We start from the raw sequence: 26,240 nt of genomic DNA on the forward strand, positions 1-26,240 counted from the left end.
ACAGCTGCGGGGTCCTTCGCGCCCTTCTCCAGTCACCCGGATCGGGCCGCAAAGCCGCGTCCTGCGCCGCTTCGCTTGGTCCTCGAACGCTTGCCCAAGGCCTGAAGGAAATTTTCATGAGTCTGCCTTCGCAGGTAGCAGTGCCGGCCCCGCTTCTGGGTTTTGTCAGTCGTGCCGAAGGGTTGTTCCTCCCTGGCGAGGGCTGTCCGTCGGAAGCCGCGGACCGATTCGCTGCATGGCCTTCGGACAGGCGCGATGCCTTCAGGCGGATTGCCGCCGCCAGTGAATTCGTCGTCGATCAGGTTAGCCGAGATCGCGAAATGTTGCTGGAGCTGGCCGAAAGCGGGCTGCTCGAGCGCCCGATGGCCGAGGGGGAGCTGCGCCGGAGCCTGGCCGCGCAGCTGGAGGCCTGCGCCGACGAGGAAGCCCTGGCCCAGGTCCTGCGACGATTCCGCAACCGTCAACAGGTGCGCATCATCTGGCGCGACGTGACGCGTCAGGCGGCGCTGGCCGAGACCTGTCGCGACCTGTCGGATCTTGCCGATGCGTGCATCGACCTGGCCTACCAGTGGATCTATCCGCGCCATTGCGAGCAGTTCGGCACGCCCGTGGGGCGCCATAGCGGCGCGCCCCTGCACATGGTCATCCTCGGCATGGGCAAGCTCGGTGCCCACGAGCTCAACCTGTCGTCCGACATCGACCTGATCTTCGGTTACCCGGAAGGCGGGGAGACCGAGGGGGTCAAGCGCTCGCTGGACAACCAGCAGTTCTTCATCCGCCTGGGGCAGCGTCTGATCAAGGCGCTCGATGCCATCACCGTCGACGGTTTCGTCTTCCGTGTCGACATGCGGCTGCGCCCCTATGGCTCGGCCGGTGCGCTGGTGCTCAGTTTCAATGCGCTGGAACAGTACTACCAGGATCAGGGCCGCGACTGGGAGCGCTACGCGATGATCAAGGCGCGGGTGGTCGGCGGCGACCAGCGCGCGGGTGGCGAGCTGCTGGCGATGCTGCGGCCCTTCGTCTATCGCCGCTACCTGGACTTCTCGGCGATCGACGCGATGCGCAGCATGAAGCAGCTGATCCAGCAGGAGGTCCGGCGCAAGGGCATGACCGAGAACATCAAGCTCGGTGCCGGCGGGATTCGCGAGGTCGAATTCATCGCCCAGTCGTTCCAGCTGATCCACGGCGGCCGCGACCTGAGCCTGCAGCAGCGCCCGTTGCTGACGGTGCTGGCCACCCTGGAGAGCCAGGGCTATCTGCCGGCCGAGGCGGTCGCCGAGCTGCGCGAGGGGTACGAGTTCCTGCGCTATTCCGAGCATGCCCTGCAGGCGATTGGCGATCGCCAGACGCAGATGCTGCCGGACGGGGAGCCGGACCGTACGCGGGTGGCCTTCATGCTCGGCTTCGACAGCTGGGAGGCGTTCCACGAACGGCTGCGGTACTGGCGCGAGCGCGTCGCCCGGCACTTCGCCAATGTCATCGCCGATCCGGACGAGGATGAGGCGGGGCAGGGCCAACCCTTGGCCGGGCTGGAGTGGCTGCCGTTGTGGCAGGAGCACTGGGACGAGGAGTTCGCCTGCCGCCAGTTGGCCGAGGCGGGGTTCGCCAATCCGCAGGGCGCCTGCGAGCGACTCGGCGCGCTGCGCAGCGGCAGCCAGGTGCGCACCATGCAGCGGCTCGGGCGCGAGCGGCTGGACAGCTTCATTCCGAGGCTGCTGGCGCAGGCGGTGGAGCACGAGGACCCGGACCTGGTGCTCGAGCGGGTGCTGCCGCTGATCGAAGCCGTGGCGCGGCGCTCGGCCTACCTCGTCCTGCTGACCGAGAACCCGGGTGCGTTGCAGCGGTTGCTGGAGCTCTGTGCGGGCAGTCCGTGGATCGCCGAGCAGATCGCCCGTTTTCCGGTCCTGCTCGACGAGCTGCTCAACGCCGGCAGGCTCTACAGCCCGCCACAGGCGCCGGAGCTCGCCGCCGAACTGCGCGAGCGGCTGATGCGGATTCCGGAAGACGACCTGGAGCAGCAGATGGAGGCGCTGCGGCATTTCAAGCTGGCCCACCGGCTGCGGGTGGCCGCCTCCGAAATCGCCGGCACCCTGCCGCTGATGAAGGTCAGCGACTACCTCACCTGGCTTGCCGAGGCGATTCTCGAAGAGGTCTTCGCGCTGGCCTGGCGCCATACGGTGGCCCGCCACGGCCAGCCGACGCGCAGCGACGGTTCGCTCTGCGATCCGGCGTTCGTCACCGTCGGTTACGGCAAGGTCGGCGGCCTGGAACTGGGCCACGGGTCGGACCTGGACCTGGTGTTCGTCCACGACGGCGACCCCAATGCCGAGACCGATGGCGCCAAGCCGATCGATGGGGCGCAGTTCTTCACCCGGCTGGGCCAGCGGATCATCCATTTGCTGACCACGCAGACCGTCAGCGGCCAGCTGTACGAGGTCGACATGCGGCTGCGCCCGTCGGGTGCCGCCGGGTTGCTGGTGAGTTCGCTGAAGGCCTTCGAGCGCTACCAGAGCGACGAGGCCTGGACCTGGGAACATCAGGCGCTGGTGCGTGCCCGGGTGCTGGTGGGTTGCCCGCGGCTGGCGACCGATTTCGAGCAGGTGCGCGTCGCGGTGCTCAGCCGCGAGCGCGATCTGGCCCGGCTGCGCAGCGAGGTCAGCGAGATGCGCGCCAAGATGCGCGACAGCCTCGGGACGCGGCGAACCCAGGCCGGCCTTGGCGACAACGCCTTCGATCCGCAGGCCAGCTTCGACCTCAAGCAGGACGCCGGTGGTATCGTGGATATCGAATTTATGGTGCAATACGCGGCTTTGGCGTGGTCGCATGGGCACCCCGAGCTGCTGCGCTACACCGATAACATCCGCATCCTCGATGGCCTCCAGCAGGCCGGGCTGATGCCCGCGGGCGAGGTCGGTCTGCTGCAGGAGGCCTACAAGGCCTATCGCGCCGCAGCGCACCGCCTGTCGTTGCAGAAGCTGCCCGGCGAGGTGAGTGCGGACCAATTCCGTGAAGAACGCCAGGCGGTCATGCGCATCTGGCGCGAGCTGGGGCTCAGCTAGCCCCGCCGCAACCTTGCAACCTACGTAGCGAATTTCGAGGAGCTGGCAACGATGTCGATGTCCGACCGTGATGGCGTGATCTGGTATGACGGCGAACTGGTTCAATGGCGTGAGGCGACCACCCACGTACTGACCCACACCCTGCACTACGGGATGGGCGTTTTCGAAGGCGTACGTGCCTACAACACCCCCGATGGCACCGCCATCTTCCGCCTGCAGGCGCACACCGACCGCCTGTTCGATTCCGCGCACATCATGAACATGAAGATCCCGTTCACCAAGGACGAGGTCAACGAGGCGACTCGCGCCGCGGTGCGCGAGAACAACCTGGAAACCGCCTACATCCGTCCGATGGTGTTTTACGGATCCGAAGGCATGGGCCTGCGCGCCACCGGGCTGAAGGTCCACCTGATCGTCGCCGCCTGGCACTGGGGCGCCTACATGGGCGAAGAGGCCCTGACCCAGGGCATCAAGGTCCGCACCAGCTCCTTCACCCGCCATCACGTCAACATCTCGATGACCCGCGCCAAGTCCAACGGCGCCTACATCAACTCGATGCTGGCCCTGCAGGAAGCGATTTCCGGCGGCGCCGACGAAGCCCTGATGCTCGATCCCGAGGGTTACGTGGCCGAGGGTTCGGGCGAGAACATCTTCATCATCAAGGACGGCGTCATCTACACCCCCGAGGTGACCGCCTGCCTCAACGGCATCACCCGCGGCACCGTGCTGACGCTGGCCGAAGAGCTGGGCCTGAAGGTGGTCGAGAAGCGCCTCACCCGCGACGAGGTGTACATCGCCGACGAGGCCTTCTTCACCGGCACCGCCGCCGAAGTGACGCCGATCCGCGAAGTCGACGGCCGCCTGATCGGCCCCGGTCGCCGTGGCCCGGTGACCGAGAAACTGCAGAAGGCCTATTTCGATCTGGTCACCGGCCAGACCGCGGCGCACGCCGAATGGCGGACGTTGGTCAGGTAAGCCGGAAGCTGAAGGCTTCGAGCTGATGAATATTCTGATCATAGGTCCCAGCTGGGTCGGCGACATGGTGATGGCGCAGACCCTGTTCGCCTGCCTGAAACAGCGCCATGGCGAGTGCCAGATCGACGTGCTGGCGCCGGAATGGAGCCGTCCGATCCTCGAGCGGATGCCCGAGGTGCGTGAAGCGCTGAGCTTCCCGGTCGGCCACGGTGCGCTGGAAATGGCCACGCGCCGCAGGATCGCTCAGGGGCTGCGCGGCCGTTACGACCAGGCCATCGTGCTGCCCAACTCGCTGAAGTCGGCGCTGGTGCCGTTCTTTGCCGGCATACCCAAGCGGACCGGCTGGCGCGGCGAGATGCGTTTCGGCCTGCTCAATGACATCCGCAAGCTGGACAAGGCGCGCTATCCGCTGATGATCGAGCGGTTCATGGCTCTCGCCTTCGAGCCGGGCGCCACGCTTCCCGAGCCTTATCCCCAGCCTGCGCTGCGCATCGAGGCGCAGAGCCGCGAGGCGGCGCTGGCCAAGTTCGAATTGAGTCTCGATCGCCCGGCGCTGGCGCTGTGCCCGGGGGCGGAGTTCGGTGAATCCAAGCGCTGGCCCGCGGAGCACTTCGCCAAGGTCGCCGAGCTGAAGATTAGGCAGGGCTGGCAGGTCTGGCTGTTCGGCTCGAAGAACGACCGCGAGGTCGGCGAAGACATCCGGGCGCGCCTGATACCGGGTTTGCGGGAAGAGGCGATCAACCTGTCGGGCGAGACCAGCCTGGCCGAGGCGATCGACCTGCTGTCCTGCGCCGAGGCGGTGGTCTCCAACGATTCGGGGTTGATGCACGTGGCTGCGGCAGTCGCCAGGCCGCTGGTCGCGGTCTACGGCTCCACCTCGCCGGCGTTTACACCGCCGCTGTCGCAGCAGGTCGAAGTGGTGCGGCTCGGGCTCGACTGCAGCCCCTGCTTCGAACGCACCTGCCGCTTCGGCCACAACAACTGCATGCGCGAGCTCAAGCCGAGGCCGGTGGTCGAGGCGCTCGATCGCCTGGTCCCGCAGCCGGTCGAGGTCCGCTGAGTGCGTGTTCTGCTGGTCAAGACTTCCTCGCTGGGCGATGTCATCCATACGCTACCGGCGCTGACCGATGCGTTGCGTGCCCTGGGCGACGTGCGCTTCGACTGGGTGGTGGAGGAGGGTTTCGCCGAGATTCCGAGCTGGCATCCGGCGGTCGACCGAGTCATTCCCGTGGCGATCCGGCGCTGGCGCAAGCATCCGCTGCAAACGCTGCGCAGCGGCGAGTGGGCCCGCTTCAAGGCGAGCCTTCGCGAGCGCAAGTACGATCTGGTGATCGATGCCCAGGGCCTGCTCAAGAGCGCCCTGCTGACGCGCTATGCCGACGCCGACGTCGCCGGACTCGACCGGCATTCGGCGCGCGAGCCGCTGGCGTCGCGTTTCTATGACCGCCGCTATGCCGTGCCGCGCGAGCAGCACGCGCTGGAGCGGGTCCGCCAGCTGGTCGCCCAGGCACTGGGATATCCGGTACCGGCCGGTCTCGGTGACTACGGGCTGGACCGGGCACGGCTGCAACTGGGCAGCGGCGAGCCTTATCTGGTGTTCCTGCATGGCACCACCTGGCCGAGCAAGCACTGGCCCGAGCCCTATTGGCGTGAGCTGGCCGAGCGCCTGAGCGCCGATGGCTGGGCGATCCGCCTGCCGTGGGGCAACGAGGTCGAGCGAGCCCGCGCCGAGCGAATCGCCGAGGGGCTTTCCCGGGTGTCGGTGTTGCCCCGCCTGAACCTGGCCGGCGTCGCCGGGCAGATCGCCGGCGCGAGAGGCTGCGTGGCGGTGGACACCGGGCTTGGGCATCTGGCGGCGGCGCTCGACGTGCCGACGGTATCGCTCTACGGCCCGACGCTGCCCGGGCGGGTGGGCGCCTATGGGCGCTCCCAGGTCCATCTGTGTGCCAGCGGCCCGAACGCCGGCAGCGGCGATCGGGAAAAGCCCTGTTTCGACGAGCTCCGTGCCGAGCGCGTCTTCAATGAACTTCAGACGCTGTTGCTGAAGCCGGAGAGTGTCTGATGCAACTGGCCTTTATCCTCTACAAATATTTCCCGTTCGGCGGTCTGCAGCGCGATTTCATGCGCATCGCGCTGGAGTGCCAGCGCCGTGGCCATGCCATTCGTGTCTACACGATGATCTGGGAAGGCGACGTGCCCGAAGGCTTCGAGGTGCTCGTCGCGCCCGTGAAGGCGCTGTTCAACCATGTCCGCAACGAGCGCTTCACGGCCTGGGTCGAGGACGACCTGGCCAGGCGGCCGGTCGATCGGGTCGTGGGCTTCAACAAGATGCCCGGGCTGGACGTGTACTACGCGGCCGATCCCTGTTTCGAAGACAAGGCGCAAACGCTGCGCAACCCGCTCTATCGCCGCTGGGGTCGTTACAAGCACTTCGCCCGCTATGAGCGAGCGGTCTTCGACCCCCGTTCGAAGACCGAGATCCTGATGATCTCCGAGGTGCAGCAACCGCTGTTCGTCAAGCACTACGGGACGCCGGCCGAGCGCTTCCACCTGTTGCCCCCCGGCATTGCCCAGGACCGCCGCGCGCCGCCCGATGCCGAGGCCGTTCGCGCCGATTTCCGTGCGGAGTTCGGGCTGGACGACGACCAGCTGCTGCTGGTGCAGATCGGCTCGGGCTTCAAGACCAAGGGCCTGGACCGCAGCCTCAAGGCCCTGGCGGCACTGCCGCGCGCGCTCAAGCAGCGCACGCGGCTGTTCGTCATCGGCCAGGACGATCCGAAGCCCTTTCAGCTGCAGAGCGCGGCGCTGGGCATCGCCGAGCAGGTCGTGTTCCTCAAGGGACGCAGCGACGTGCCGCGCTTCCTGCTCGGCGCCGACCTGCTGATCCATCCGGCGTACAACGAGAACACCGGTACCGTGCTGCTCGAGGCGCTGGTGGCGGGGCTGCCGGTGCTGGTGACGGACGTCTGCGGCTATGCCCATTACATCGAAGAAGCCGATTGCGGCCGCGTGGTGCCAAGCCCCTTCGACCAGCAGACCCTGAACGCGCTGCTCGCGCAGATGCTCGCCAGCGACGAACAGCGCGCGCTCTGGCAGAGCAATGCGCTGGCCTATGCCGACCGGACCGATCTCTACAGCATGCCGGAGCGGGCCGCCGATGTGATTCTGGAGGCGCGTTCGTGAGTGTCCGTCCGCAGGATGCGGTTGGAGCGGGTCCGGCAATCTTCGACACGGGTGCATGTGCCCGGGGAGGTGTCCGATGAAGCTGAAACTCGGCGAGCCGTTCGCCTCGCTGTGGGCCGGTCGCGACCCGTTCCAGGCGGTCGAGCAATTGCAGGGGCAGGTCTACCGTGAACTCGAGGCGCGGCGCACGTTGCGTACCGAGGTCGAGGGGCGCGGCTATTTCGTCAAGATCCACCGTGGCGTTGGCTGGGGAGAGATCCTCAAGAATCTGCTCACCGCCAAGGCGCCGGTGCTGGGTGCGGGGCAGGAGTGGCAGGCGCTCGATCGACTGCACCAGGTCGGTGTGCCGACCATGACGGCGGTGGCCTATGGCGAGCGGGGCAGCAATCCGGCGGCGCAGCATTCGTTCATCATCACCGAAGAGCTGGCGCCGACCATCAGTCTCGAAGACTTCTGCCGCGACTGGCCTCAACAGCCGCCGCCTGCCCGGCTGAAATGGGCGCTGATCGACGAAGTAGCGCGCATGACCGGGACCATGCACCGGGCCGGCGTCAACCATCGCGATTGCTACATCTGTCATTTCCTCCTGCATACCGACGTGCCGGTGACGGCCGATGCCGTCCGGTTGTCGCTGATCGACCTGCATCGAGCCCAGACGCGCGCCGCGACGCCCCGGCGCTGGCGTGACAAGGACCTGGCCGGCCTCTATTTTTCCGCGATGGACATCGGCCTGACCGATCGCGATCGCCTGCGTTTCTTGCGCCGTTATTTCCACAAGCCCCTGCGCGAGGTCCTGCGCGACGAGGCGCCACTGCTCGCGCGTCTGGCCCGCAAGGGCGCGCAGTTGCAGGCGCGCTACATGCGCAAATATGCGCCGGATGCCGGGCAATGAGCCAATGGCAGGTCGTTCCGGATGTCTCGCCGGCAGTCGCCTCGGCTTTCCGCTCGCTCGATGCGGTATTCGCCCTCGAAGGCGAGCGCATCGCCAGTGATCCGTTGTCCGAAGTGGTCCGGGTGACGGTCGACGGGAAGCGTTATTACGTCAAGCGCTATCACGCGGCCGGCAAGGGGCTGCGCCGCTTCGTCGGCAGGCCCCGGGTCAAGGCGGAATGGCAGAATCTGCGCTATTTCGGGCGTCTGGGCATCCCGGTGGCGCCAATGGTCGCCTGGGGGCTGGAGCGCCGCCATGGCTTCTTCGCCCGCGGCGCGCTGGTGACGCTGGAGGTGGAGAACACCACCGATATGGCAGCCATGGCCAAGGCCGGCGACCCCCGGTTGTCCGACCGGGCCTGGGTCGATCACATCAGCCGCCAGCTGGCCCAGGCGACCCGTGCCCTGCACGAGCACCGGTTCGCCCACAACGATCTCAAATGGCGGAATCTGCTGGTGAACGAGGCGGACCAGCTGTTTCTCATCGACTGTCCCACCGGCGATTTCTGGTGGGGGCCGTTCCTGCGCCACCGCGTCGTCAAGGACCTGGCCTGCCTGGACAAGGTGGCCAAGTACCGGCTGTCGCGTACCCAGCGTCTTCGCTTCTATCTTCAGTATCGGCAGCAGTCCTGTCTGACGCCGGCGGATCGCCCCATGATCCGGCAGATACTCACGTTCTTCGAGGGCCGCGAATGAAGGATTTTTTCGCCGACGACGATCACGACGTTCTGCAGCGCAACGGCATCGCCGACTTCGATTCCCTGTGGGCGCTCGAGCTTCCCGCGGTAGACGAACTCAACCGCGGGCGCGGCGGTTGGAGCGGCGTTTATCGGCTCGAGGTCGAAGGCCGGGCCTACTACCTCAAGCGGCAGTCCAATTACCTGGCGCGCTCGCTGTTCAGCCCCTTTGGCGAGCCGACGTTCGCTCGCGAGTTTCGCAATATCCTCCTGTACCGGCGCCGGGGTATTCCCGCGTTGCAGGCGGCGTTTTTCGGGCAGCGTCGGCAGGAAGGCGAGGTGCGGGCGATCCTGCTGACCCGTGCGCTGGACGGCTGGCGCGACCTGAGCGATTGGCTGTCGGGCTGGCGGGAACTGGAAAACGCCACCCGAGAATCCATACTCGAGGCGTGCGGTCGGCTGGCTCAGCGGCTGCACGAGGCCGGCCAGAAGCATGGCTGCCTGTACCCCAAGCACATCTTTCTACGCCAGGAAGACGATGGATTCGACGCCTGTCTGATCGATCTGGAGAAGACCCGGCCGCTGTTTTTCGGCCGCGGCGACCGGCTGCGCGATATCGAGACGCTGGTACGCCGCGCGCGTGGCTGGCGTGAAAGGGACGTGCGCGGTCTGCTTGCGGCCTATCTGGGGCTCGGTGCCGATGACGCGGCGCTCGACTCCTGGCTGGGGCGAATGTCGGCGCGCAGTCTGGACAAAGGAGCTCGGGCGTGAGGCTCGCTGACCTGCGCCATGCTGGCCGTTCACCGGCCTTGCCGCTGACGCTCTCGCTCGATGGCGAGCCCCTCGAACTGACGCAGTGGCTGCGGGTGCTGCCTGGTCAGCGTTATGTCGCCCGGGCCCGCTGGCAGGGGCGAACGGTGCTCGCCAAGCTGTTCGTCGGCAGCAAGGCCGAGCGGCATCTTGGACGCGAGCGTGACGGTGTCCGATGGCTTTCGCAGCAGGGGCTGCTCACCCCTGAACTGCTCGCCAGTGGTGCCGTTTCCGGCGAGGGTGGCTGGCTGCTGTTCGACTATCTCGAGGATGCGCAAAGTCTCGGCGAGGCATGGCGTGCCGTCGAGCGACAAGCGCCGTTGTCCGATCCGCAACAGGCGATCCTCGGCGAGGCGCTGCAGTCGATAGCTGCGCTGCACGCCAGGGGCCTGTGGCAGAGCGATCTGCACCTGGACAACCTCCTCAAGCAGGACGGGCGGCTATGGCTGATCGACGGTGGTGGCATCCAGGCCTCGGCGCCAGGCCAGCCGCTCGAGCGTGCGCGCGTGCTGGAGAACCTGGGCGTATTTTTTGCGCAGTTGCCCGCCACGCTCGAGCCATACCTGGAAGAGCTGGTGGTGCATTACCTGCTGGTCAATGGCACGCATGCCTTGCCGCTGGAAGGGCTGCTCAAGGAGATCGCGAAGGTCAGGCGGTGGCGGCTCAAGGATTTTCTCGGGAAGCTGGGCCGTGACTGCACGCTGTTCAGCGTGCGGCGCAGCGCGAGCGAGCTGCGTGCCATCTGTCGGGACCAGGTGCCGCTGTTGAGCGGGTTGCTGGACGATGCCGATGAAGCCATCGCCGGAGGACGCGCCCTCAAGCAGGGCGGCAGCGCCACCGTTGCGCTGGTCGAGCGCGAGGGGCGCCCGCTGGTGATCAAGCGCTACAACCTCAAGGGCGTCGGGCACTGGCTGCGCCGCTGCTGGCGGCCGACTCGCGCCTGGCACAGCTGGGTAGAAGGGCACCGGCTCAATTTCGTCGGTATCGCCACGCCCCGGCCGCTGGGCATGCTCGAGCATCGACGGCTGGGGTTGCGTGGGCGCAGCTACCTGGTTACCGAATACCTGGATGGGCAGGATATAATCGAGGCTTTCGCACCCTATCTCGACGGCGGGCTGCCTGAGCCTATGCTGCAAGCCGCTCGTGCGTTGTTTGCTGGTTTCATCCGGGAGCGAATCAGCCATGGCGACCTCAAAGGTACCAACCTGCTCTGGCGGGACGGGCAGCTCTGGCTGATCGACCTCGATGCGGTGCGCCAGCATCCGGACCCGGGCAGCTTCGCTCCCGCCTTCGCCAGGGACCGGGCGCGCTTCCTGCGCAACTGGCCTGCGGAGTCCGGCTTGTATCGCGTGTTGGACGAGCAATTGCCGAAGGCGAGTTCGGTGGACTCAGTCCGTCCATGACATCAACACCAATCGCCGCTTCCAGTTGAAGCGGCAGAGTTAAGAGGCTTACCTGTGGCATTGACGATTCTCGGCCTTTCCGGCGCCCTCAGTCATGATCCTTCCGCAGCGTTGTACATCGACGGAAAGTTGATCGCGGCTGCAGAAGAAGAGCGCTTCGTGCGCGACAAGCACGCGAAGAACCGCATGCCTTACGAGTCCGCCAAGTTCTGCCTGGAACAGGCCGGTATCAAACCTTCGGACGTTGATGTCGTCGCCATTCCGTTTGCCCCGATCAGCATTTTCGAAAAGGCCCGCTGGCACTATGCCAAGCGCTACTGGTATGCGCCGGATCGGGCGCTCGATGCGATTCTGATGGGGAACCGGCGGTACAAGCGCTATCACAAACGCATCCAGTGGTGCCTGCAGCAGCTCGGCTTCGATCTGAAGAAGATCCGCATCGAGCCGGTCGAGCATCACCTGGCCCACGCCTCGAGCGCCTATCACTGCTCCGGTTTCAAGGAAAAGACCGCGATCCTCGGCATCGACGGCAAGGGCGAATACGCCACGACCTTCTTCGGCTACGGCGAGAACGGCCGCATCCACAAGATCAAGGAATTTTACGATCCGGACTCGCTGGGCGGCTTGTACGGCGCCATTACCGAATTCCTCGGTTTCGAGATGCTCGACGGCGAGTTCAAGGTCATGGGCATGGCGCCCTACGGCGATGCGAGCAAATACGATTTCTCGCGCCTGGCCAAGTTCGAAGATGGCGAGCTGGTCATCAATACGGAATACGCCAACGTCATCGGCTTTCGCCGCTACAAGGAAAAGGGCAAGGGCTATTACTTCTCGCCCAAGCTGATCGAGTGGCTGGGACCCAAGCGTGAAGGCGACATCGCCGACGACCCCTACATCCACTATGCCGCCAGCATGCAGGCTCTGTTCGAGAAGCTCGCCCTGGAGATGATGGATTACTACCTGGGCGACATCATCCGCGAGACCGGCAAGATCGCGTTCGCCGGTGGTTGCGCGCTCAACGTCAAGTTGAACCAGAAGATCATCGCGCGCCCCGAAGTGAAAGAGCTGTTCGTGCAGCCCGCCTCCGGCGACGCCGGAACCGCCGTGGGTGCGGCCGCCTACGTCTCGCACCAGCGCGGCGTGCCGGTGGAGAAGATGGAGCACGTCTACCTGGGGCCGTCCTACAGCAACGAGGACGTGATCGCCGCCTGCGCCCGCCATCCGAGCCAGCCGCAGTGGCAGAAGATCGACGACATGCCGCAGCGCATCGCCAGGATCATGGTCGAGGGCAATCCCGTGGCCTGGTTCCAGGGCCGCATGGAGTTCGGGCCGCGCGCGCTGGGCGGGCGCTCGATCATCGGTTGCCCGAGCGTGCCGGGCGTGGCCGATCGCATCAACGAGCAGATCAAGTTCCGCGAGCGCTGGAGGCCGTTCTGCCCGTCGATGCTCGACACCGTGGCGCCGCAGATGCTCAAGGTCGATCATCCTTCGCCGTTCATGACCTTTACCTTCGAGGTCAACGAAGAATGGAAGACGCGGGTCGGGGAAGTGGTGCATGAGGACGGTACCTCGCGCGCCCAAGTTCTCGAGCGCCAATACAACCCGCGCTGGTACGACCTGATGGTCGAGCTGGAAAAACTGACCGGCAACGGTGTTTCCCTGAACACCTCGCTCAACCGCCGTGGCGAGCCGATGATCTGCTCGCCGACCGATGCGCTGAACATGTTCTATGGGTCGGATCTGGAGTATCTGATCATGGAAGACATTCTGGTGGTGAAGGACGGCAAGGACTGGCATGAGCGCTGAGCGGCACGTCCTGCAGCTCTGCCATGGATATGACGGTCCCTTTCTCGATTGCGCCCGCCAGTACGCGGCGCTGTTTGACGGTAGCGAATACAAGGTCACGACCGTTTATCTGACTGGCGCGCCGGATGCCGAGGTTGAGCAGGGCTCGGCCTCGGACGAGGTGATCTTTCTTGGTTACGACAGCAAGGCGGTACGTGGGCTCAAGCTCGCAGCGATACGTGATATCCGTCGGATAGCTGCGGTCCGCGATTTCGCGTTCTGCATCGCCCATCGCTCCAAACCGGCCTACGTGGCGCTCCTCGGCACCGGCTTGCCGGTGATCAACGTTCATCACGCCTTCGGCGACTACGCACGTCGCTCACGGCAGATGTTTGCCAACCTGTTTCGCCCGCGCCTCTGGTTGCTGGGGGTTTCGGACGCCGTGCGCGACGACATTCGTCGTTGCTTGCCTGGCTGGCCTGCTGAACGAATTGAAACTCTCTATAACCGGATCGATATCGAGGCGGTGCGGAGCCAGCAAGTCGAGCGGAATGCAGCGCGCGAAACGATGGGCTTGCCCGCCGATGCCTGGGTCGTCGGTAATGTCGGACGCCTGCACCCGGACAAGGATCAGGCGACGCTGATTCGCGGTTTTGCACGCGCCTTGCCGCATTTGCCTAAAGATAGCCTGCTGGCCATTCTCGGTACCGGCCGCCTGGAAGGGCAGCTCAAGCAGCTTGCTACAGACGAGGGGGTTGCCAAGCGGGTCGTGTTTCTGGGGCAGGTGCCTCGGGCGCGTCGCTATTTCAAGGCGTTCGATGTATTTGCGCTGACTTCCGATCATGAGCCGTTCGGCATGGTGCTGCTCGAGGCGATGGCGGCCAGTGTGCCGGTGATCTGCAGCGATTGTGGCGGTGGGCGTGAGGTGGTAGGCGAGGCGGGAAGCCTCTTCCCATTCGGCGACGCCGCGGCGCTGGCGCAGAAATTGATTGAAGTCGCTGCGGGAACACAGTCGGTGCAAGCGGGAGTCGTCGCCAGTCGGCTCGAGCGTTTTTTTTCCGATCGCTCCGCTCAGCACCGATTCGCTGCTTTGAGGGCGAGAGGGTTCGGTTGCAGCCGCGGCAGCGGGGCATGACGACCTGTATGTTCACGAGCCCTGTGGCGCTCCCCGGTACACTCGCTAGACATTTTGAGGCCGACACTCCGCATGGCGATGACTAAGCAGTTGCTGTATTTCCTGTATGGAGGTCACCCAACCTATATACGGGAGGCCAAGTTCAGCATTCTCACCGCGCTGGAATACCTGGATGACGATGCAATCGTGATCCGGGTGATGACCGACCGACCCGAGGATTTCGACGGTTGGCCAGTCGTCACCGAGGCGCTTTCAGCAGAGCAGCTGTCGAGCTGGGCTGGTGAACATGGCTATACGCATCGCAAGAAGGCGTGTGCAATGGCCGCTGGGCTGGCTCTCGCCGACAAGACCCTGTTCGTTGACTCGGATACCTTTTTCACGTCAGATCCCAGGCCGTTGTTCGATCAGATCGGTGACGGTAATTATCTGATGGACAGCTTGGAGTGGGAGTGGCGTGCCACGGCCGGCTTCAAAGAATTCATCGGGTTACGGGCCGCGTTGTCCGACCAGGGAACCATGCCTCCCGATGACATGCGGATGTACAACAGTGGCGTCTGTGGCCTGACGCGTGATGACGGATTCCTGTTCCAGCAATCGATCGGGCTCATCGACCAGTGGCACCCGTTCTGCGCCGAAATCCCGATCGTCGAACAGGTGGCCCTGTCGTTCGCGCTCCACGGCAAGGCCGTGCATGAGGCGAACCGCTGCATCCATCATTACTTCGGAAGCAAGCGTTACTTCCATGCGATGCTTGCCCTGTTCTTTTCCCGTCATGGCGAGGCTTACCGTCCATCCCTCGTGCCCCTTAGTCGAGAGGTTCCGCGCAGCAAGCCCTGTCCGAAGCCTTGGTGGCGCCTTTGGGCCAAGTGGCGGCTCAAGGCGTTTTCCAAAGCGGTCAAAAAGCAGGGACGATCCATCTTCTATGGTTGCCTGCTGCCTGAGGACGCGTACTCCCAGGCCTGTCGAACGGCTTGGTGGGACGGTGCTCTGCAGGATATGAATGGGGGCTCGTTCGAGCAATCCTTCAGGTCGGGAGTCTGGCCGGGAGACCTGCCCAGGCCGCCGAGCAGAGCCGATGAGCAGGCAGCGCTCGAATATTTTCACCAGCGCCTTGCCTCCGCCGATCAGGTAAAGAATAGGCCGTCCTGATGCCACACAGGCAAGTTATACGGCGCACCCGCAGTACAGTTTTGTTTGGGATCTGTCAGTGAAGTACATAGTTCTTGTCGTCATTTACAACCAGCGTTTGGCCGAAGGTGCGACGCTGGTGAGTCTGGAGCGCAGTCTTCCTGAAGCGCTCAGAGAGCACAGCTCTCTGGTTGTATGGAACAACGGCCCGAGCCTCCTTGAAGCTTCCGATATCGAAGCATTCCGTAGTGCTTCACGCTGGAAGTCCATCACAATCGAAAACCGGACGGACAATCTTCCGTTGAGCATGGTGTACAACCGGATCGTGCAGATGGATGCCGAACGGTTCGTCTTTTTCGACCACGACACCGAAGTCACCGAATCTTATTGGCAGGCCTTGGAAAGCCAGCCTTCGCTCGATGTGCTCGCCCCTCGCATATGGGGGCAGCAGGTCTGCCATTACCCCAAGCAAGATAAGCAGGCCGTATTCACCGAACAGCCTCTGGATGCTCAGGGTCTTGTCACCATAACGTCCGGTATGGCGTTGTCTCGTCGTTTGCTGACGGCATTGGCCGAACAAGAGGGCAAAGCGTTCGACGAGCGCTTTGCATTGTATGGCGTCGACGTCTCGCTCTTTGTGCGTATTCAGCGGCTAGCGCAGAAGCATCCAGTTGCGGCCGGTTGTTACGGTGACCTGCAGCACTCCCTGTCGGAGCTGGAGCAGGAAAGTGAGCAGATCAGTGTCTTTCGCGACCTGGAAAAGTTCTATGTCGCGATTCTGTTGCGCTTGCATTACAAGGGCGTCTCCAGGCTCAAGGTCTTGCGCTACATGGGGCGACAGCTATTGGGTAAGCGTCGTCATTTGATCCGCTATACACCGTCGTTGTTGCGTTGCCTGGTACATGGGAAACATCCGCGGGCGCTTTGATGACGGGCGGGTTGGCCGCTCGATGAAGCGCAACTGACTTAAGAGGAAATGGCATGGGGTGGTTTTCGCGGCGTAAGAAAAAGCAGATCAAGCAGCGGATTAAGGAGGACTTGTCCCGCTTTGAGCAGGGCCCGGCTTTGTTCCGATTTCGTTACCCTGATTACGAAATCGGAGAGGGCAGCTACGGAGTGCCTGACGTTCGCGACTTCGGCGACGGCTCCACGCTCCGCATCGGAAGCTATACCTCGATCGCTGCGGATGTTCGAATCCTTTTGGGGGGCAACCATCGCGTTGACTGGCTGAGTTCGTTTCCTTTCCCGGCCATGTTCGAAGAGGTTTCGCACATTGACTATAACGGTACCCGAGGCGATGTGATCATAGGGAGTGACGTCTGGTTGTGCACCGGATGCATGGTGCTTTCTGGCATAACCATTGGCCATGGCGCCGTTGTGGCAGCCGGCGCGATCGTTACCCGGGACGTGGAGCCTTACAGCATTGTGGCTGGCAATCCGGCGCGCCATATGCGGTGGCGGTTCGATGCCGAACACCGCGACGCCTTGCTGGCATCGCAGTGGTGGAGCTGGCCCGAGCGGGAAATTCGGTCCGTAGCGAAGTTGCTCTGTTCAACCGATATGACTGCCTTTACGGAATACGTCGCTCGCCGCGGTCAGTGAATGGGTTTCCGTTCGCCCAGGGGATGCAGGGCAGGACCCGGTGCGCTGATAAGCTCGGGGTAGCGAAAGGTTTCGCTTCCCAGGAGATAGTCGGCCAATGCGGCTGGCGAGGTTGGGTTGGCCAGCAGGACGATCAACTCATCTACCGTTTGGAATTCAGGTATTTCGGGCGTTCGAAAGCTGTTGGTGCTCGCCAGGAAGATTGCACAAGGCACTTGGACGATCAAAGTTTCGAATAGGCTGGTCGTATTGAATCCTACTGCAGCGGTAAAGCGTTGCGCGCTTAGGGTATCGGCTAGGTAAGTGCCTTCGTCCAATGTGGCTTGGCGCGGCAAAACGTCGAGCAGCCGTCTGGACTCCCTCATGAAAGGGTGCATGCGTACCGTTATCCTGTAATCCTCGGGAAGCTTGGATAAAAGCTCGAGCAATTCGACGCAGCCCTGCTCGTCCTTTGGGCCGGGAAGCAGGCAGAGGATATGCGGACGAGCGTTCGCTTCGGCTGGCATGGCCGGTGTCGGGCGAGCCGTTCCATATTTCAGATAGCCTGCCGTCAGCATCTCGAAGTCAATGTCGATGCCTTGCCTGCGGTGAAACACCGAAATCTGTTCGCGGCAGAACTCGCTCCAGACCAACAGGTACTGGGCCGTTACGTTTTCATAGTTGATCACGGCGAGTGGCGGCTTCTGGCCGTGATCATAATAAAAGCCATGTTGGAGCGAGAAGGTCGCGATGCCATGCGCTCTGCAGGCCGTTGTCAGAAAGCATTCCGGTACACTGGAACTGTTGTAGGCGATCAGTCGAGTTATTTTCTGAGTCAACCCTTTTTTGTCGATTACCTTGAAATGTTTGATCGCGTAGGTCGCGGCGCAGAAGATGAACGCGCGATTTATCAGTGTTTCGTGGCTGCGCCACGCTATTCGAGCGGCCGACCAAAGCGCAGAGATGTCCACCTTCTTATATGAGTCTTCTGACAAGTCGCGGATGCGTACAAAGCGGAATCCTTGTCCTTGGTATTTGGAAATTCGTTGGATATCTTCAGCACTTCTCCTGTGGTCGTCTCTTTCGACTGACCAGGTGGACACGTTGCCGACAAGCTCTGGCGCCATGGAGTATTTCGGCGTCGAGAGCAACAGCTTACGGGCTCGCTTCAGCTTTTTCCGGTTGGGCCGCTTGTCATAAAGAATACCGGCCATTATCGCTGCGATGGGTTTGGAAAGGTCGTAGATGCCATGGCGCTCGCCCTGTAATCGTTTTTTGATTCTTGCGTATACGTCGTACATGGGTATTTCGTGAGCCTGAAGCGTTCGATGCGGGAGGGCAGAATATTACGTCACAGCGCAGTGCGTCTCGATAGAGGCCGCTGTGGTTGCGTTGGGAAGGCTTCGGGCAAGCCGGTGGCGCAGGGGTGGCCTAAGGGCGCCTTCAGTCGTTATCCTGTCGCCTTTTTGTGGCGGATAACGTTGTCCGTCGCGCTTTTTGGCGGCGCCTGCTGCGTAGTTTGAGGCTTGTATGCGAGATTCTGTACTGAAGGTTTTCATTGGCTACGATCCGGTCGAGAGCGTGGCCTGGCACGTGATGGCGCATTCCATTCTTTCCCGTAGCTCCATTCCGGTCGCTCTGATTCCCGTGAACTTGAAGAACCTGACCGGCATCTACGATCGTCCGCGGGACGCGAAGCAATCGAATGAGTTCTCGTTTACCCGGTTTCTTACGCCCTATCTGAGCGACTACACCGGTTACGCCGTTTTCTTTGACTGTGACATGATGCTGCGTACCGATATCGCGGAAATCCTGCAGGCGGTCGAGCGCGACCCTGGTAAGGCGGTGTATGTGGTCAAGCACGACTATGAGCCGCGAGACGATGTGAAATACCTCAATACCGTCCAATACAAATACCCTCGAAAGAACTGGTCCTCTGTGGTGCTCTGGGACTGCGCGCATCCATCCAATCGTGTCGTGACCGATACCTACGTGGGCGAAGCGTCGGCCATGCAACTGCATCGCTTCCAGTGGCTCGACGACAACGAGATCGGTGAGCTGGATATTCGCTGGAACTGGCTGGTGGGTGAATACCTGGAGCCCCCGGCCGATGTGCGCAACGTGCATTGGACCGTGGGCGGGCCGTACTTCGAGGAGTATCGCAACGCTGACTTCGCCGAGGAGTGGTTCGCCGAGCATGCGAAGATGAACTTCTGCCTGCAACGACCCAAGTAAGCGGCGCCGCGCCACGGATATTGCAGGGCAATAGGGTGGCGCTTGCGTTGTGGTGTCTCGGCACCTGCCTGGCGGTGGGCATACACCGCGTCCATTCCAGGCGAGATGCTACAATCCGCCTCATATCTTTTGAGCTGCCCGATCTATGCCCGAGTCCTCCAGTGACCGCTTGTCCAGCCTGAAACTGTATATCCGGCTGCTTTCGTATGTGCGCCGCTATTGGTTCATGTTTGCCGTGAGCATGGTGGGCTACGTGATCTTCGCTTCGACGCAGCCCATGATGGCGGGATTGCTGAAATATTTCGTCGACGGCTTGGCGCAGCCTGAACAGAGCGTGACCCAGTTGCCGCTGCTTGGAGAGATGCAGCTCCTCTATGGCGTGCCGCTGGCGCTGCTTCTCATCACGGTGTGGCAGGGAATCGGCTCGTTTCTCGGTGGTTATTATCTGGCGCGCGTATCCCTGGGGCTCGTACAGGATCTGCGCCTTGCGCTGTTCGATAGCCTGCTCCGGCTGCCCAACCGGTACTTCGACAACCATGCCTCGGGGCATCTGATCTCGCGGATCACCTTCAACGTCACCATGGTGACGGGCGCCGCGACCGACGCGCTCAAGGTCATCGTGCGTGAGGGCCTTACAGTGCTCGCACTGTTCGGTTACCTGCTGTGGATGAACTGGAAACTTACCCTGGTGATGGTGGCGGTCCTGCCAGTCATTTCCCTGATGGTGAACGCGGCTAGCCGGCGTTTCCGTAGCCAGAGCCGCAAGATTCAGGGTGCGATGGGCGAGCTCACCCACGTGGCCTCGGAAACGATTCAGGGTTATCGGGTGGTTCGCAGCTTTGGCGGGGAGAGTTATGAGAGCAAGCGCTTCTACGAGGCGAGCGAGGACAACTCCCGCAAGCAGCTGAAAATGATCCGCACTTCCGCAGTCTATACGCCGATGCTGCAGCTGGTTACCTACAGCGCAATGGCGCTGCTGATGTTCCTGGTGCTCTTCCTGCGCGGTGATGCAACGGTGGGAGACCTGGTGGCCTATATCACTGCGGCGGGGCTGCTGCCCAAGCCGATTCGGCAGCTTTCGGAGGTCAGCTCGACCATCCAGAAAGGCCTCGCCGGTGCTGAAAGCATCTTCGAGCAACTGGATGAGGAGCCCGAGGTCGATCGGGGCACTGAAGTGCGCGAGCGTGCTCAGGGGCGTCTGGAGGTTCGCAATCTGAATTTCACCTACCCTGGCACCGATAAGGTGATCCTCAAGGGAATCAATTTCACGGTCGAACCGGGGCAACTGGTCGCCTTGGTGGGGCGTTCGGGGAGCGGCAAATCGACGCTGGCCAACCTCATTCCTCGTTTCTATCAGCATCAGGAAGGCGAAATCCTGCTCGATGGACTGGACGTCGAGCGCTATACGCTGGCCAACCTGCGCAAGCACATCGCCCTGGTAACCCAGCAAGTCACGCTGTTCAATGCAACCGTAGCCGGCAACATTGCCTACGGGGATCTTGCTTCTGCGCCTCCGGGCGCCATCCGCAAGGCCGCGGAGGATGCCTATGCGGTGGAATTCATAGACAACCTTCCTCAGGGCTTCGAAACGCTGGTCGGCGAGAACGGCGTGCTGCTGTCCGGTGGGCAGCGTCAGCGGCTGGCGATTGCCAGGGCGTTACTGAAGGATGCGCCGGTGCTCATCCTCGACGAGGCAACGTCCGCTCTCGATACCGAGTCCGAGCGCCACATTCAGGCCGCTCTCGATGTGGCCATGAAAGGTCGTACCACCCTGGTGATTGCCCACAGACTGTCGACCATCGAAAAGGCGGACCTCATCCTGGTGATGGATCAGGGCATGATCGTCGAACGGGGTACGCATGCCGAACTGTTGGCTCAGGGTGGGTACTACGCGAGGCTTCATTCGCGTCAGTTCGCCGATGAAAAGCCGGAAGAGGCGAGCGATGCTCTCACGTGACTGCCGTGCCGAGTGCAAGTGCTTCTGTTCTGTCGCCGTATCGCTCCAGACAACCGTCTTCGCCGCCACAACGGCCTACGAACTGAAAAACTAAATGCTTAAAATCCTGTTCTTGGTTCAGAGCGAGCAGCGTGCAATTCTGGACCGGCTTTATCAGGCGATTGGTGACAATTCGATTTGCGACATCCGCTGGCTCGACAAGAAACAGCAATCGAACCTGCGGCTTTACTTCAAGCAGCATGTCGATGTCTCCCGTTATGACCGTATCGTTTTCTTCCTGCGCTTCAAGCAGGAAATCCGTCAGGCTGGCTTCATTCGCAACATCCCCAATCTCGTGATACTCGAGCACGATGCCTATCAGAACTACATCCCTTGCAAGTACAAGGGAAAGTTCAGCAGGCACTACCGCCGCTTGCCCGGCGCCCGGATTCTGGTATCCAGCGCAGTCGTCGCGCGGCGATTGCAGGAAGAAGGGTTCGACGCGGTCTTCGTGCCGAAAGGGTACGACCAGGCGCTACTGAGAAACCTGGATGCTCCTCGCGATATCGAACTCGGCTTTCTGGGAAGCACCAAGAGCCAGGCTTACGCAGGGCGCAAGCTGCTGCTGGATGAGCTGGCGAAAGCGGAAAATCTGGTCGTCGCCCGGACCAAGTCAGGTGAGGAATATCTGGAGACCCTCAATCGCATCCGTTTCTTCGTCAGCGCGGACGTGGGAATGGGCGAGTACATGATCAAGAACTTCGAGGCCATGGCCTGTGGCTGCGTCCTGCTGGCGTTCGACCAAGGTGCTGAGGAGAATCGGGCGCTCGGGTTCGTCGACATGGAAAACATTGTGCTCTACAAAACGGTGTCCGAGCTGACAGCGAAGCTTGCGATATTGCGGGCTGATTCCGGGCTGGCCGATCGGATCGCTCTCAGCGGACAACGCCTGGCCGAGAGTCGCTACAGTTTCGACCGGATCGGCGCGGCAGCGGTGGACGCGATGAAACCGCCGTTACGGGCCGTGCCGCCGCCCAACTGGCTCGATAAACTCCGCTACCGCTTTGGATGGTGAGCATGTCCACTCCGCGCCTCGTATTTCTCATTCCCTACTTCGGGCGATGGCCGTTCTGGATGCCATTCTTCCTGAAAAGCGTGGAAGCCAATCCTGACATTCAGTGGATATTCTTCTCTGATTGCGGCGTTCCTGACGACCTGCCGGCCAACGTCGCCCTGCGGCCGATAAGCTTCGAGGGCTACTGTGACCTGGTGTCGCAACGGCTGGGAATCGAATTTCGTCCATCCAATCCATACAAGCTATGCGACATCAAGCCGGCGCTTGGCTACATCCACGCTGACGAACTCGACGGCTACGATTTCTGGGGCTTTAGCGACATCGATCTGGTGTACGGCAATCTGAGAGCCTATTTTTCGCCGCAGCGTCTGGCTCGCTTCGACCTGCTCTCGACCCATGACCGGCGCGTTTCTGGTCACCTCTGCCTATTGCGCAACACGACGAAGATGCGTGAAGCCTTCAAGCAGGTGCCCGGATGGCGGCAGAAATTCACGGTCGATGAGCACAACGCCTTTGACGAAGGGGCGTTCAGTCGTCTGTTCATCCGCCACAAGAACTGGCCCGAGCCGATGAGGCGATTGGCAGACAGATTCAATCCGTGGCGTCGCAACAGTGAGTTCGTCGAGGCCTTCACGACGCCCAATGCGCGGATCGTTTGGCACAACGGCGAGGCGGGTTTCCCCTCACGCTGGATCTGGCGCGACGGTGAATTGACCAACGATCTCGATGGCGCTCGTTCCTTTCCGTACTTCCACTTCATCACCTGGAAGTCGAAGGTTTGGCCCACCCTTGCGCCGGAAAGCCTGGTACCGCAGGCCGATCTAGTGCAGGCCACGGCGTGGAGCGTAACGTCCGAAGGGTTTCGCTCTGTCTAGGTAGTCGACCGTCCGCACCCGGACCTGCCCTTGGAGGCTCCATTGAAAGCCTTGGCGTCATTTTTCGCGGCGGATCGCCGTTCCGCATACTTCACCATGGCGCTGCTGGTGTTCGTGGCCAGCTATCTGGTATTGCCGACGGCCAAGATGGTCAACAACGTGTATTACACGCTGCTGGCGCTGCCGTCGCTGGGGGTGCTGCTTTGTTACCGTGGGGCGGGAATCAAGACATCTCCCGATCTGCTGCTTTGGGCGCTGCTGCTGGCATGGTTCGCCGTGGTAGGTATCTGGTCGGGCGATGCCCAGCACTACAAGCATCTGCTCTATGTCGGGCTTTTCGTTCTCACGGTCAGCCGTCTAATCGATCCTCAGCCGTTGCGTCATCCGCTGTTCGCCAGAGGGCTGTACTGGATCCTTGTCGGCTATGTATCGGGTTCAGCGCTGTTCTATTGGGCGACCGGTCATTATGCGGTGGGCGAACGAGTACTCTGGCTACCTTCGAGGATGACCGGGCCGATCTACACGAGCATGTGGATAGCCTGCTGCTTTGCCCTGGCGGTGCCTGGCTGGCTTCGGTCGCGCCAGTTCATCGAGTTGGTGCTCGCGTTTGTGGTGGCGTTGTTCTGCATGGGGTACGTCCTGCAGAGCCGCTCCGGATTGGTGGCGTTGGCTGCATTCGTGTTGCTGGCGTCAATCTATCTCTCGCTTCGCCGCCTTCGCGATTCGCTGTGGTTGGCGGGCAGCCTGCTGGTAATAGGCGGTGCCGCGCTCTGGGCGGGTATGACATTTCCCGAGGTGGGCAGCCTGTTCGAGCGCGCCGACGCGGGGCGGCTCCATCTCTGGAACATCATGCTGAACGAGTGGTACGCGTGCGGTCTGTGGATGGGCTGCGGGCTCGAGCATCGAACCGATCAGCTGTTGCTCAATGGTGAACCAATCGCTCATCCGCACAGCGTCTTTCTTTCGCTCGGCGTCTTCGGTGGCGTCGTGGCGCTCGCCATCTTCGTGGCGTTGATAGTCGTTGTGCTGAGGCGTGCCTGGCTATGCCGAGACCCCTGGGGGCTGTACCTCGCTACGGCCCTGGTCGGCTTGAATTTCGATGGAACCAAGCTGGTCGGCAATCCCGACGAGCTCTGGTTGCTGGTCATTCTTCCTGCCTGTCTGATCGGCCATCCGCGTCTTTCTGCTTCGCACTCAAGCTAGGCGCCGCCGAACCTAAGAACTGGCCGGCAGGCGTGTGGCCTGGGCTCGCTCGCAGGCGGCCCAAAGTGTTCCAGGCTCGAGCGGCAGCCGTTCCTTGCGCGCATGTTTTTCGAAATGTTCGCGGTTGCGCCTGATCAGCGCTTTCGACAGGGGCCTGCGGCGCAGTCGCATATCGGCCACGTCGATCAGTCCGAACTCACCATTGGCAGTGATCACGATGTTGCCCGCGTGCAGCGATCGGAAGTAAACGCCCTGTGCATGCAGTTGGTTGATGAAGCTCGCCAGCGGGGGGAGTATGTCTCGCCATTGCTCTGGAGAGTGTCTGAGCCTGTCGCTCAGGGTCTCTCCGGGCAAGGGCTGATAGCGGACGGCCGTGCGGCGTGCATCGTCGAGGCGATAGCATGCAAGTGGTGTAACGGTCGGGATCCCGAGAGCGGAAAGCCCCACGGCGTTGTCGTGGAAGCGTTGTGAGCTCGGGCGAAGCAAGGTTGATGAAAACATACGCTTGCGGCGAAAGACCTTGAGGATCTCGCCATTGTTCAGTGCGTAGACTTTCGGTCCGAAGCTGTCCTTCTCCAGAATGCGAGCGCCCACAAGCATCTGCTGCAGCTCTGCATCGGTAAGTTTGCGGTGTATGTTCAAAGCGGGACCAGTCGTTGCTTGCAAAGCGCACATGATGCCGCAGAGGCCTGCTCGAATGCCATGCGGCTTACCGGCGCGTGTTTCCCCGTCGAGGTGGCCAGTCGAGTCTGCCTGCGCAGAGGTCTTTGTGCGGCATGTTATTATTATCGATTCCGCCCGTCCGAGAGTTCCCATGAAATTATCCCTGCCCCGTTTCGATCGCGCGCCCGTTCTGGTGGTGGGCGACGTCATGCTCGACCGCTACTGGCATGGCGGTACGTCGCGGATTTCTCCGGAAGCGCCGGTGCCGGTGGTGCGTGTCGAGCAGATCGAGGACCGGCCGGGCGGCGCGGCCAACGTCGCACTGAATATCGCGGCGCTCGGCGCGCCTGCATCGCTGGTTGGCGTGACGGGCGTCGACGAAGCGGGGCAGAGCCTATCCGACAGTCTGGCTGCGGCAGGTGTCCAGGCGCACTTCCAGCAGATCGAGCGCCAGCCGACCATCGTCAAGCTGCGTGTCATGAGCCGCCACCAGCAATTGCTGCGGATGGACTTCGAGGAGCCTTTCGAAACCGATCCCGCACAGCTGTTGGCTTCGACCGAAACGTTGCTTTCGGGGGTCAAGGTGCTGGTGTTGTCGGATTACGGCAAGGGTGCGCTGAAGAATCATCAGGCCCTCATCCAGGCTGCGCGGGCGAAAGGCATTCCGGTGCTGGCCGATCCCAAGGGCAAGAACTTTGAGGTCTATCGCGGCGCCACGCTGATCACGCCGAACCTGGCGGAGTTCGAGGCGGTGGTGGGGCCTTGCATCGACGAGGCCGATCTCGTCGCCAAGGGGCTTGCGCTGATCGAGCAGCTGGACATGCAGGCGCTGCTGGTCACGCGCGGCGAGCATGGCATGACCCTGCTGCGCCCCGGTTGCCCGGAGCTGCACCTGCCGGCGCGCGCTCGGGAAGTCTTCGATGTGACCGGCGCCGGCGATACGGTGATTTCTACCCTGGCGGCGAGTCTCGCGGCGGGCGAGCCGTTGCCCCAGGCGGTGGCGCTGGCGAACCTGGCGGCAGGGATCGTGGTCGGCAAGCTCGGGACCGCCTGCATCAGCGCGCCGGAGCTGCGCCGCGCGGTGCAGCGTGAAGAGGGCTCGGAGCGGGGCGTGATGACGTTCGAGCAGCTGCTGACGGTGATCGAGGATGCCCGCGCCCAGGGCGAGAAGATCGTCTTCACCAACGGCTGCTTCGACATCCTGCATGCCGGGCATGTGACCTATCTCGAGCAGGCGCGCGCGCAGGGCGATCGGCTGGTGGTCGCGGTCAACGACGACGGCTCGGTCAGCCGTCTGAAGGGCCCGGGTCGGCCGATCAACTCCGTCGACCGGCGCATGGCCGTGCTGGCCGGGCTCGGTGCGGTGGACTGGGTGGTCTGTTTCCCCGAGGACACGCCGGAAAACCTGTTGGCGCAGGTCAAGCCCGATGTGCTGGTCAAGGGGGGCGACTACGGGGTCGACCAGGTGGTCGGTGCCGATCTGGTCAAGGCCTATGGCGGCACGGTGAAGGTGCTCGGGCTGGTCGAGAACAGCTCCACGACCGCCATCGTCGAGAAGATCCGCAGCCGCTGACGTATCGCGAGCGC

General features: G+C 62.6%; 22 protein-coding genes. 20 read left to right on the forward strand and 2 right to left on the reverse strand.

Translation table 11 applies throughout. From position 1 onward, the window contains the following. The first annotated feature begins 116 nt into the window (after positions 1 to 116). The 14 genes from glnE (at position 117) to DN824_RS10305 (ending at position 16,687) form a co-directional block, all read left to right on the forward strand. Positions 117 to 3,059 carry a bifunctional [glutamate--ammonia ligase]-adenylyl-L-tyrosine phosphorylase/[glutamate--ammonia-ligase] adenylyltransferase gene (gene glnE / locus DN824_RS10240; RefSeq protein ID WP_138408305.1) on the forward strand — a complete coding sequence of 981 codons (2,943 nt, stop codon included), beginning with the start codon at positions 117 to 119 and terminating at the stop codon, positions 3,057 to 3,059. Positions 3,060 to 3,110: 51 nt separating this feature from the next. After that, positions 3,111 to 4,034, forward strand: a complete 924-nt coding sequence (locus DN824_RS10245) for a branched-chain amino acid transaminase (protein ID WP_138408306.1) — start codon at positions 3,111 to 3,113, stop codon at positions 4,032 to 4,034. Positions 4,035 to 4,059: 25 nt separating this feature from the next. Next, a complete protein-coding gene (waaF, locus tag DN824_RS10250) occupies positions 4,060 to 5,094 on the forward strand; it encodes a lipopolysaccharide heptosyltransferase II (RefSeq protein ID WP_138408307.1) in 1,035 nt (344 codons plus the stop codon). After that, on the forward strand, positions 5,095 to 6,096 hold the full coding sequence (gene waaC, locus DN824_RS10255; protein ID WP_138408308.1) for a lipopolysaccharide heptosyltransferase I: 1,002 nt from the start codon (positions 5,095 to 5,097) through the stop codon (positions 6,094 to 6,096). Then, positions 6,096 to 7,217, forward strand: coding sequence for a glycosyltransferase family 4 protein (locus tag DN824_RS10260; RefSeq protein WP_138408309.1), 1,122 nt, complete (start codon positions 6,096 to 6,098; stop codon positions 7,215 to 7,217). Before waaC ends, DN824_RS10260 begins: the two co-directional genes overlap by 1 nt. Positions 7,218 to 7,293: 76 nt before the next feature. Continuing rightward, positions 7,294 to 8,109: a lipopolysaccharide core heptose(I) kinase RfaP gene (gene rfaP, locus DN824_RS10265; protein ID WP_138408310.1), complete on the forward strand. Its 816-nt coding sequence runs from the start codon at positions 7,294 to 7,296 to the stop codon at positions 8,107 to 8,109. Then, positions 8,106 to 8,843, forward strand: coding sequence for a lipopolysaccharide kinase InaA family protein (locus DN824_RS10270; protein WP_138408311.1), 738 nt, complete (start codon positions 8,106 to 8,108; stop codon positions 8,841 to 8,843). The genes rfaP and DN824_RS10270 overlap by 4 nt, the downstream gene beginning before the upstream one ends. Next, positions 8,840 to 9,595 (forward strand): lipopolysaccharide kinase InaA family protein, encoded by a 756-nt coding sequence (locus DN824_RS10275; RefSeq protein WP_138408312.1) that lies wholly within the window; start codon positions 8,840 to 8,842, stop codon positions 9,593 to 9,595. The genes DN824_RS10270 and DN824_RS10275 overlap by 4 nt, the downstream gene beginning before the upstream one ends. Beyond that, positions 9,592 to 11,037 carry a lipopolysaccharide kinase InaA family protein gene (locus tag DN824_RS10280; RefSeq protein WP_138408313.1) on the forward strand — a complete coding sequence of 482 codons (1,446 nt, stop codon included), beginning with the start codon at positions 9,592 to 9,594 and terminating at the stop codon, positions 11,035 to 11,037. The genes DN824_RS10275 and DN824_RS10280 overlap by 4 nt, the downstream gene beginning before the upstream one ends. Before the next feature lie 54 nt (positions 11,038 to 11,091). After that, the gene (locus tag DN824_RS10285) at positions 11,092 to 12,843 is read left to right on the forward strand and encodes a carbamoyltransferase family protein (protein WP_138408314.1); all 1,752 of its coding nucleotides are present in this window, start codon (positions 11,092 to 11,094) and stop codon (positions 12,841 to 12,843) included. Next, positions 12,833 to 13,957 (forward strand): glycosyltransferase, encoded by a 1,125-nt coding sequence (locus DN824_RS10290; RefSeq protein ID WP_138408315.1) that lies wholly within the window; start codon positions 12,833 to 12,835, stop codon positions 13,955 to 13,957. Before DN824_RS10285 ends, DN824_RS10290 begins: the two co-directional genes overlap by 11 nt. A 72-nt stretch (positions 13,958 to 14,029) precedes the next feature. After that, on the forward strand, positions 14,030 to 15,106 hold the full coding sequence (locus tag DN824_RS10295; protein ID WP_138408316.1) for a hypothetical protein: 1,077 nt from the start codon (positions 14,030 to 14,032) through the stop codon (positions 15,104 to 15,106). Positions 15,107 to 15,164: 58 nt separating this feature from the next. After that, the gene (locus DN824_RS10300; RefSeq protein ID WP_138408317.1) at positions 15,165 to 16,013 is read left to right on the forward strand and encodes a glycosyltransferase family protein; all 849 of its coding nucleotides are present in this window, start codon (positions 15,165 to 15,167) and stop codon (positions 16,011 to 16,013) included. A 53-nt stretch (positions 16,014 to 16,066) separates the two neighbouring features. Continuing rightward, the gene (locus DN824_RS10305; protein WP_138408318.1) at positions 16,067 to 16,687 is read left to right on the forward strand and encodes a CatB-related O-acetyltransferase; all 621 of its coding nucleotides are present in this window, start codon (positions 16,067 to 16,069) and stop codon (positions 16,685 to 16,687) included. On the opposite strand, the gene DN824_RS10310 is transcribed toward DN824_RS10305, so the two are convergent. Further along, positions 16,681 to 17,967 (reverse strand): hypothetical protein, encoded by a 1,287-nt coding sequence (locus DN824_RS10310; RefSeq protein WP_138408319.1) that lies wholly within the window; start codon positions 17,965 to 17,967, stop codon positions 16,681 to 16,683. The genes DN824_RS10305 and DN824_RS10310 overlap by 7 nt on opposite strands. A gap of 229 nt (positions 17,968 to 18,196) precedes the next feature. Between DN824_RS10310 and DN824_RS10315 the strand changes: the two genes are divergently transcribed. From DN824_RS10315 to DN824_RS10335, 5 genes are all read left to right on the forward strand, one after another. Next, entirely contained in the window at positions 18,197 to 18,901 is a 705-nt protein-coding gene (locus tag DN824_RS10315; RefSeq protein WP_138408320.1) for a glycosyltransferase, read from the forward strand. 145 nt (positions 18,902 to 19,046) lie between these two features. Next, positions 19,047 to 20,858 (forward strand): lipid A export permease/ATP-binding protein MsbA, encoded by a 1,812-nt coding sequence (msbA, locus tag DN824_RS10320; RefSeq protein ID WP_138408321.1) that lies wholly within the window; start codon positions 19,047 to 19,049, stop codon positions 20,856 to 20,858. A 94-nt stretch (positions 20,859 to 20,952) separates the two neighbouring features. Further along, positions 20,953 to 21,912, forward strand: coding sequence for a glycosyltransferase family protein (locus DN824_RS10325; RefSeq protein ID WP_138408322.1), 960 nt, complete (start codon positions 20,953 to 20,955; stop codon positions 21,910 to 21,912). A gap of 2 nt (positions 21,913 to 21,914) precedes the next feature. Continuing rightward, complete coding sequence (locus DN824_RS10330) at positions 21,915 to 22,787, forward strand: DUF6625 family protein (protein ID WP_138408323.1); 873 nt, start codon at positions 21,915 to 21,917, stop codon at positions 22,785 to 22,787. Positions 22,788 to 22,829: 42 nt separating this feature from the next. Next, entirely contained in the window at positions 22,830 to 23,990 is a 1,161-nt protein-coding gene (locus tag DN824_RS10335) for an O-antigen ligase family protein (RefSeq protein ID WP_241666688.1), read from the forward strand. Between the two features lie 12 nt (positions 23,991 to 24,002). Here the strand turns inward: DN824_RS10335 and DN824_RS10340 are convergent, their stop codons facing one another. Continuing rightward, entirely contained in the window at positions 24,003 to 24,590 is a 588-nt protein-coding gene (locus tag DN824_RS10340; RefSeq protein WP_138408376.1) for an RIO2 family protein, read from the reverse strand. A 214-nt stretch (positions 24,591 to 24,804) separates the two neighbouring features. On the opposite strand from DN824_RS10340, the gene hldE reads away from it, so the two are divergent. Then, positions 24,805 to 26,226: a bifunctional D-glycero-beta-D-manno-heptose-7-phosphate kinase/D-glycero-beta-D-manno-heptose 1-phosphate adenylyltransferase HldE gene (gene hldE, locus DN824_RS10345; protein WP_138408324.1), complete on the forward strand. Its 1,422-nt coding sequence runs from the start codon at positions 24,805 to 24,807 to the stop codon at positions 26,224 to 26,226. Positions 26,227 to 26,240 lie beyond the last annotated feature (14 nt).

Source organism: Stutzerimonas nosocomialis (assembly GCF_005876855.1).
In the GTDB taxonomy this organism is placed as follows: Bacteria; Pseudomonadota; Gammaproteobacteria; order Pseudomonadales; family Pseudomonadaceae; genus Stutzerimonas; species Stutzerimonas nosocomialis.

What these genes read in the sequence shown, in the direction of transcription:
- glnE (WP_138408305.1), top strand. Translation starts at nt 117, where the DNA reads ATGAGTCTGCCTTCGCAGGTAGCAGTGCCGGCCCCGCTTCTGGGTTTT.
- DN824_RS10245 (WP_138408306.1), top strand. Translation starts at nt 3,111, where the DNA reads ATGTCGATGTCCGACCGTGATGGCGTGATCTGGTATGACGGCGAACTG.
- waaF (WP_138408307.1), top strand. Translation starts at nt 4,060, where the DNA reads ATGAATATTCTGATCATAGGTCCCAGCTGGGTCGGCGACATGGTGATG.
- DN824_RS10260 (WP_138408309.1), top strand. Translation starts at nt 6,096, where the DNA reads ATGCAACTGGCCTTTATCCTCTACAAATATTTCCCGTTCGGCGGTCTG.
- rfaP (WP_138408310.1), top strand. Translation starts at nt 7,294, where the DNA reads ATGAAGCTGAAACTCGGCGAGCCGTTCGCCTCGCTGTGGGCCGGTCGC.
- DN824_RS10270 (WP_138408311.1), top strand. Translation starts at nt 8,106, where the DNA reads ATGAGCCAATGGCAGGTCGTTCCGGATGTCTCGCCGGCAGTCGCCTCG.
- DN824_RS10275 (WP_138408312.1), top strand. Translation starts at nt 8,840, where the DNA reads ATGAAGGATTTTTTCGCCGACGACGATCACGACGTTCTGCAGCGCAAC.
- DN824_RS10290 (WP_138408315.1), top strand. Translation starts at nt 12,833, where the DNA reads ATGAGCGCTGAGCGGCACGTCCTGCAGCTCTGCCATGGATATGACGGT.
- DN824_RS10295 (WP_138408316.1), top strand. Translation starts at nt 14,030, where the DNA reads ATGGCGATGACTAAGCAGTTGCTGTATTTCCTGTATGGAGGTCACCCA.
- DN824_RS10305 (WP_138408318.1), top strand. Translation starts at nt 16,067, where the DNA reads ATGGGGTGGTTTTCGCGGCGTAAGAAAAAGCAGATCAAGCAGCGGATT.
- DN824_RS10310 (WP_138408319.1), bottom strand. Translation starts at nt 17,967, where the DNA reads ATGTACGACGTATACGCAAGAATCAAAAAACGATTACAGGGCGAGCGC.
- DN824_RS10315 (WP_138408320.1), top strand. Translation starts at nt 18,197, where the DNA reads ATGCGAGATTCTGTACTGAAGGTTTTCATTGGCTACGATCCGGTCGAG.
- msbA (WP_138408321.1), top strand. Translation starts at nt 19,047, where the DNA reads ATGCCCGAGTCCTCCAGTGACCGCTTGTCCAGCCTGAAACTGTATATC.
- DN824_RS10325 (WP_138408322.1), top strand. Translation starts at nt 20,953, where the DNA reads ATGCTTAAAATCCTGTTCTTGGTTCAGAGCGAGCAGCGTGCAATTCTG.
- DN824_RS10330 (WP_138408323.1), top strand. Translation starts at nt 21,915, where the DNA reads ATGTCCACTCCGCGCCTCGTATTTCTCATTCCCTACTTCGGGCGATGG.
- DN824_RS10340 (WP_138408376.1), bottom strand. Translation starts at nt 24,590, where the DNA reads ATGCTTGTGGGCGCTCGCATTCTGGAGAAGGACAGCTTCGGACCGAAA.
- hldE (WP_138408324.1), top strand. Translation starts at nt 24,805, where the DNA reads ATGAAATTATCCCTGCCCCGTTTCGATCGCGCGCCCGTTCTGGTGGTG.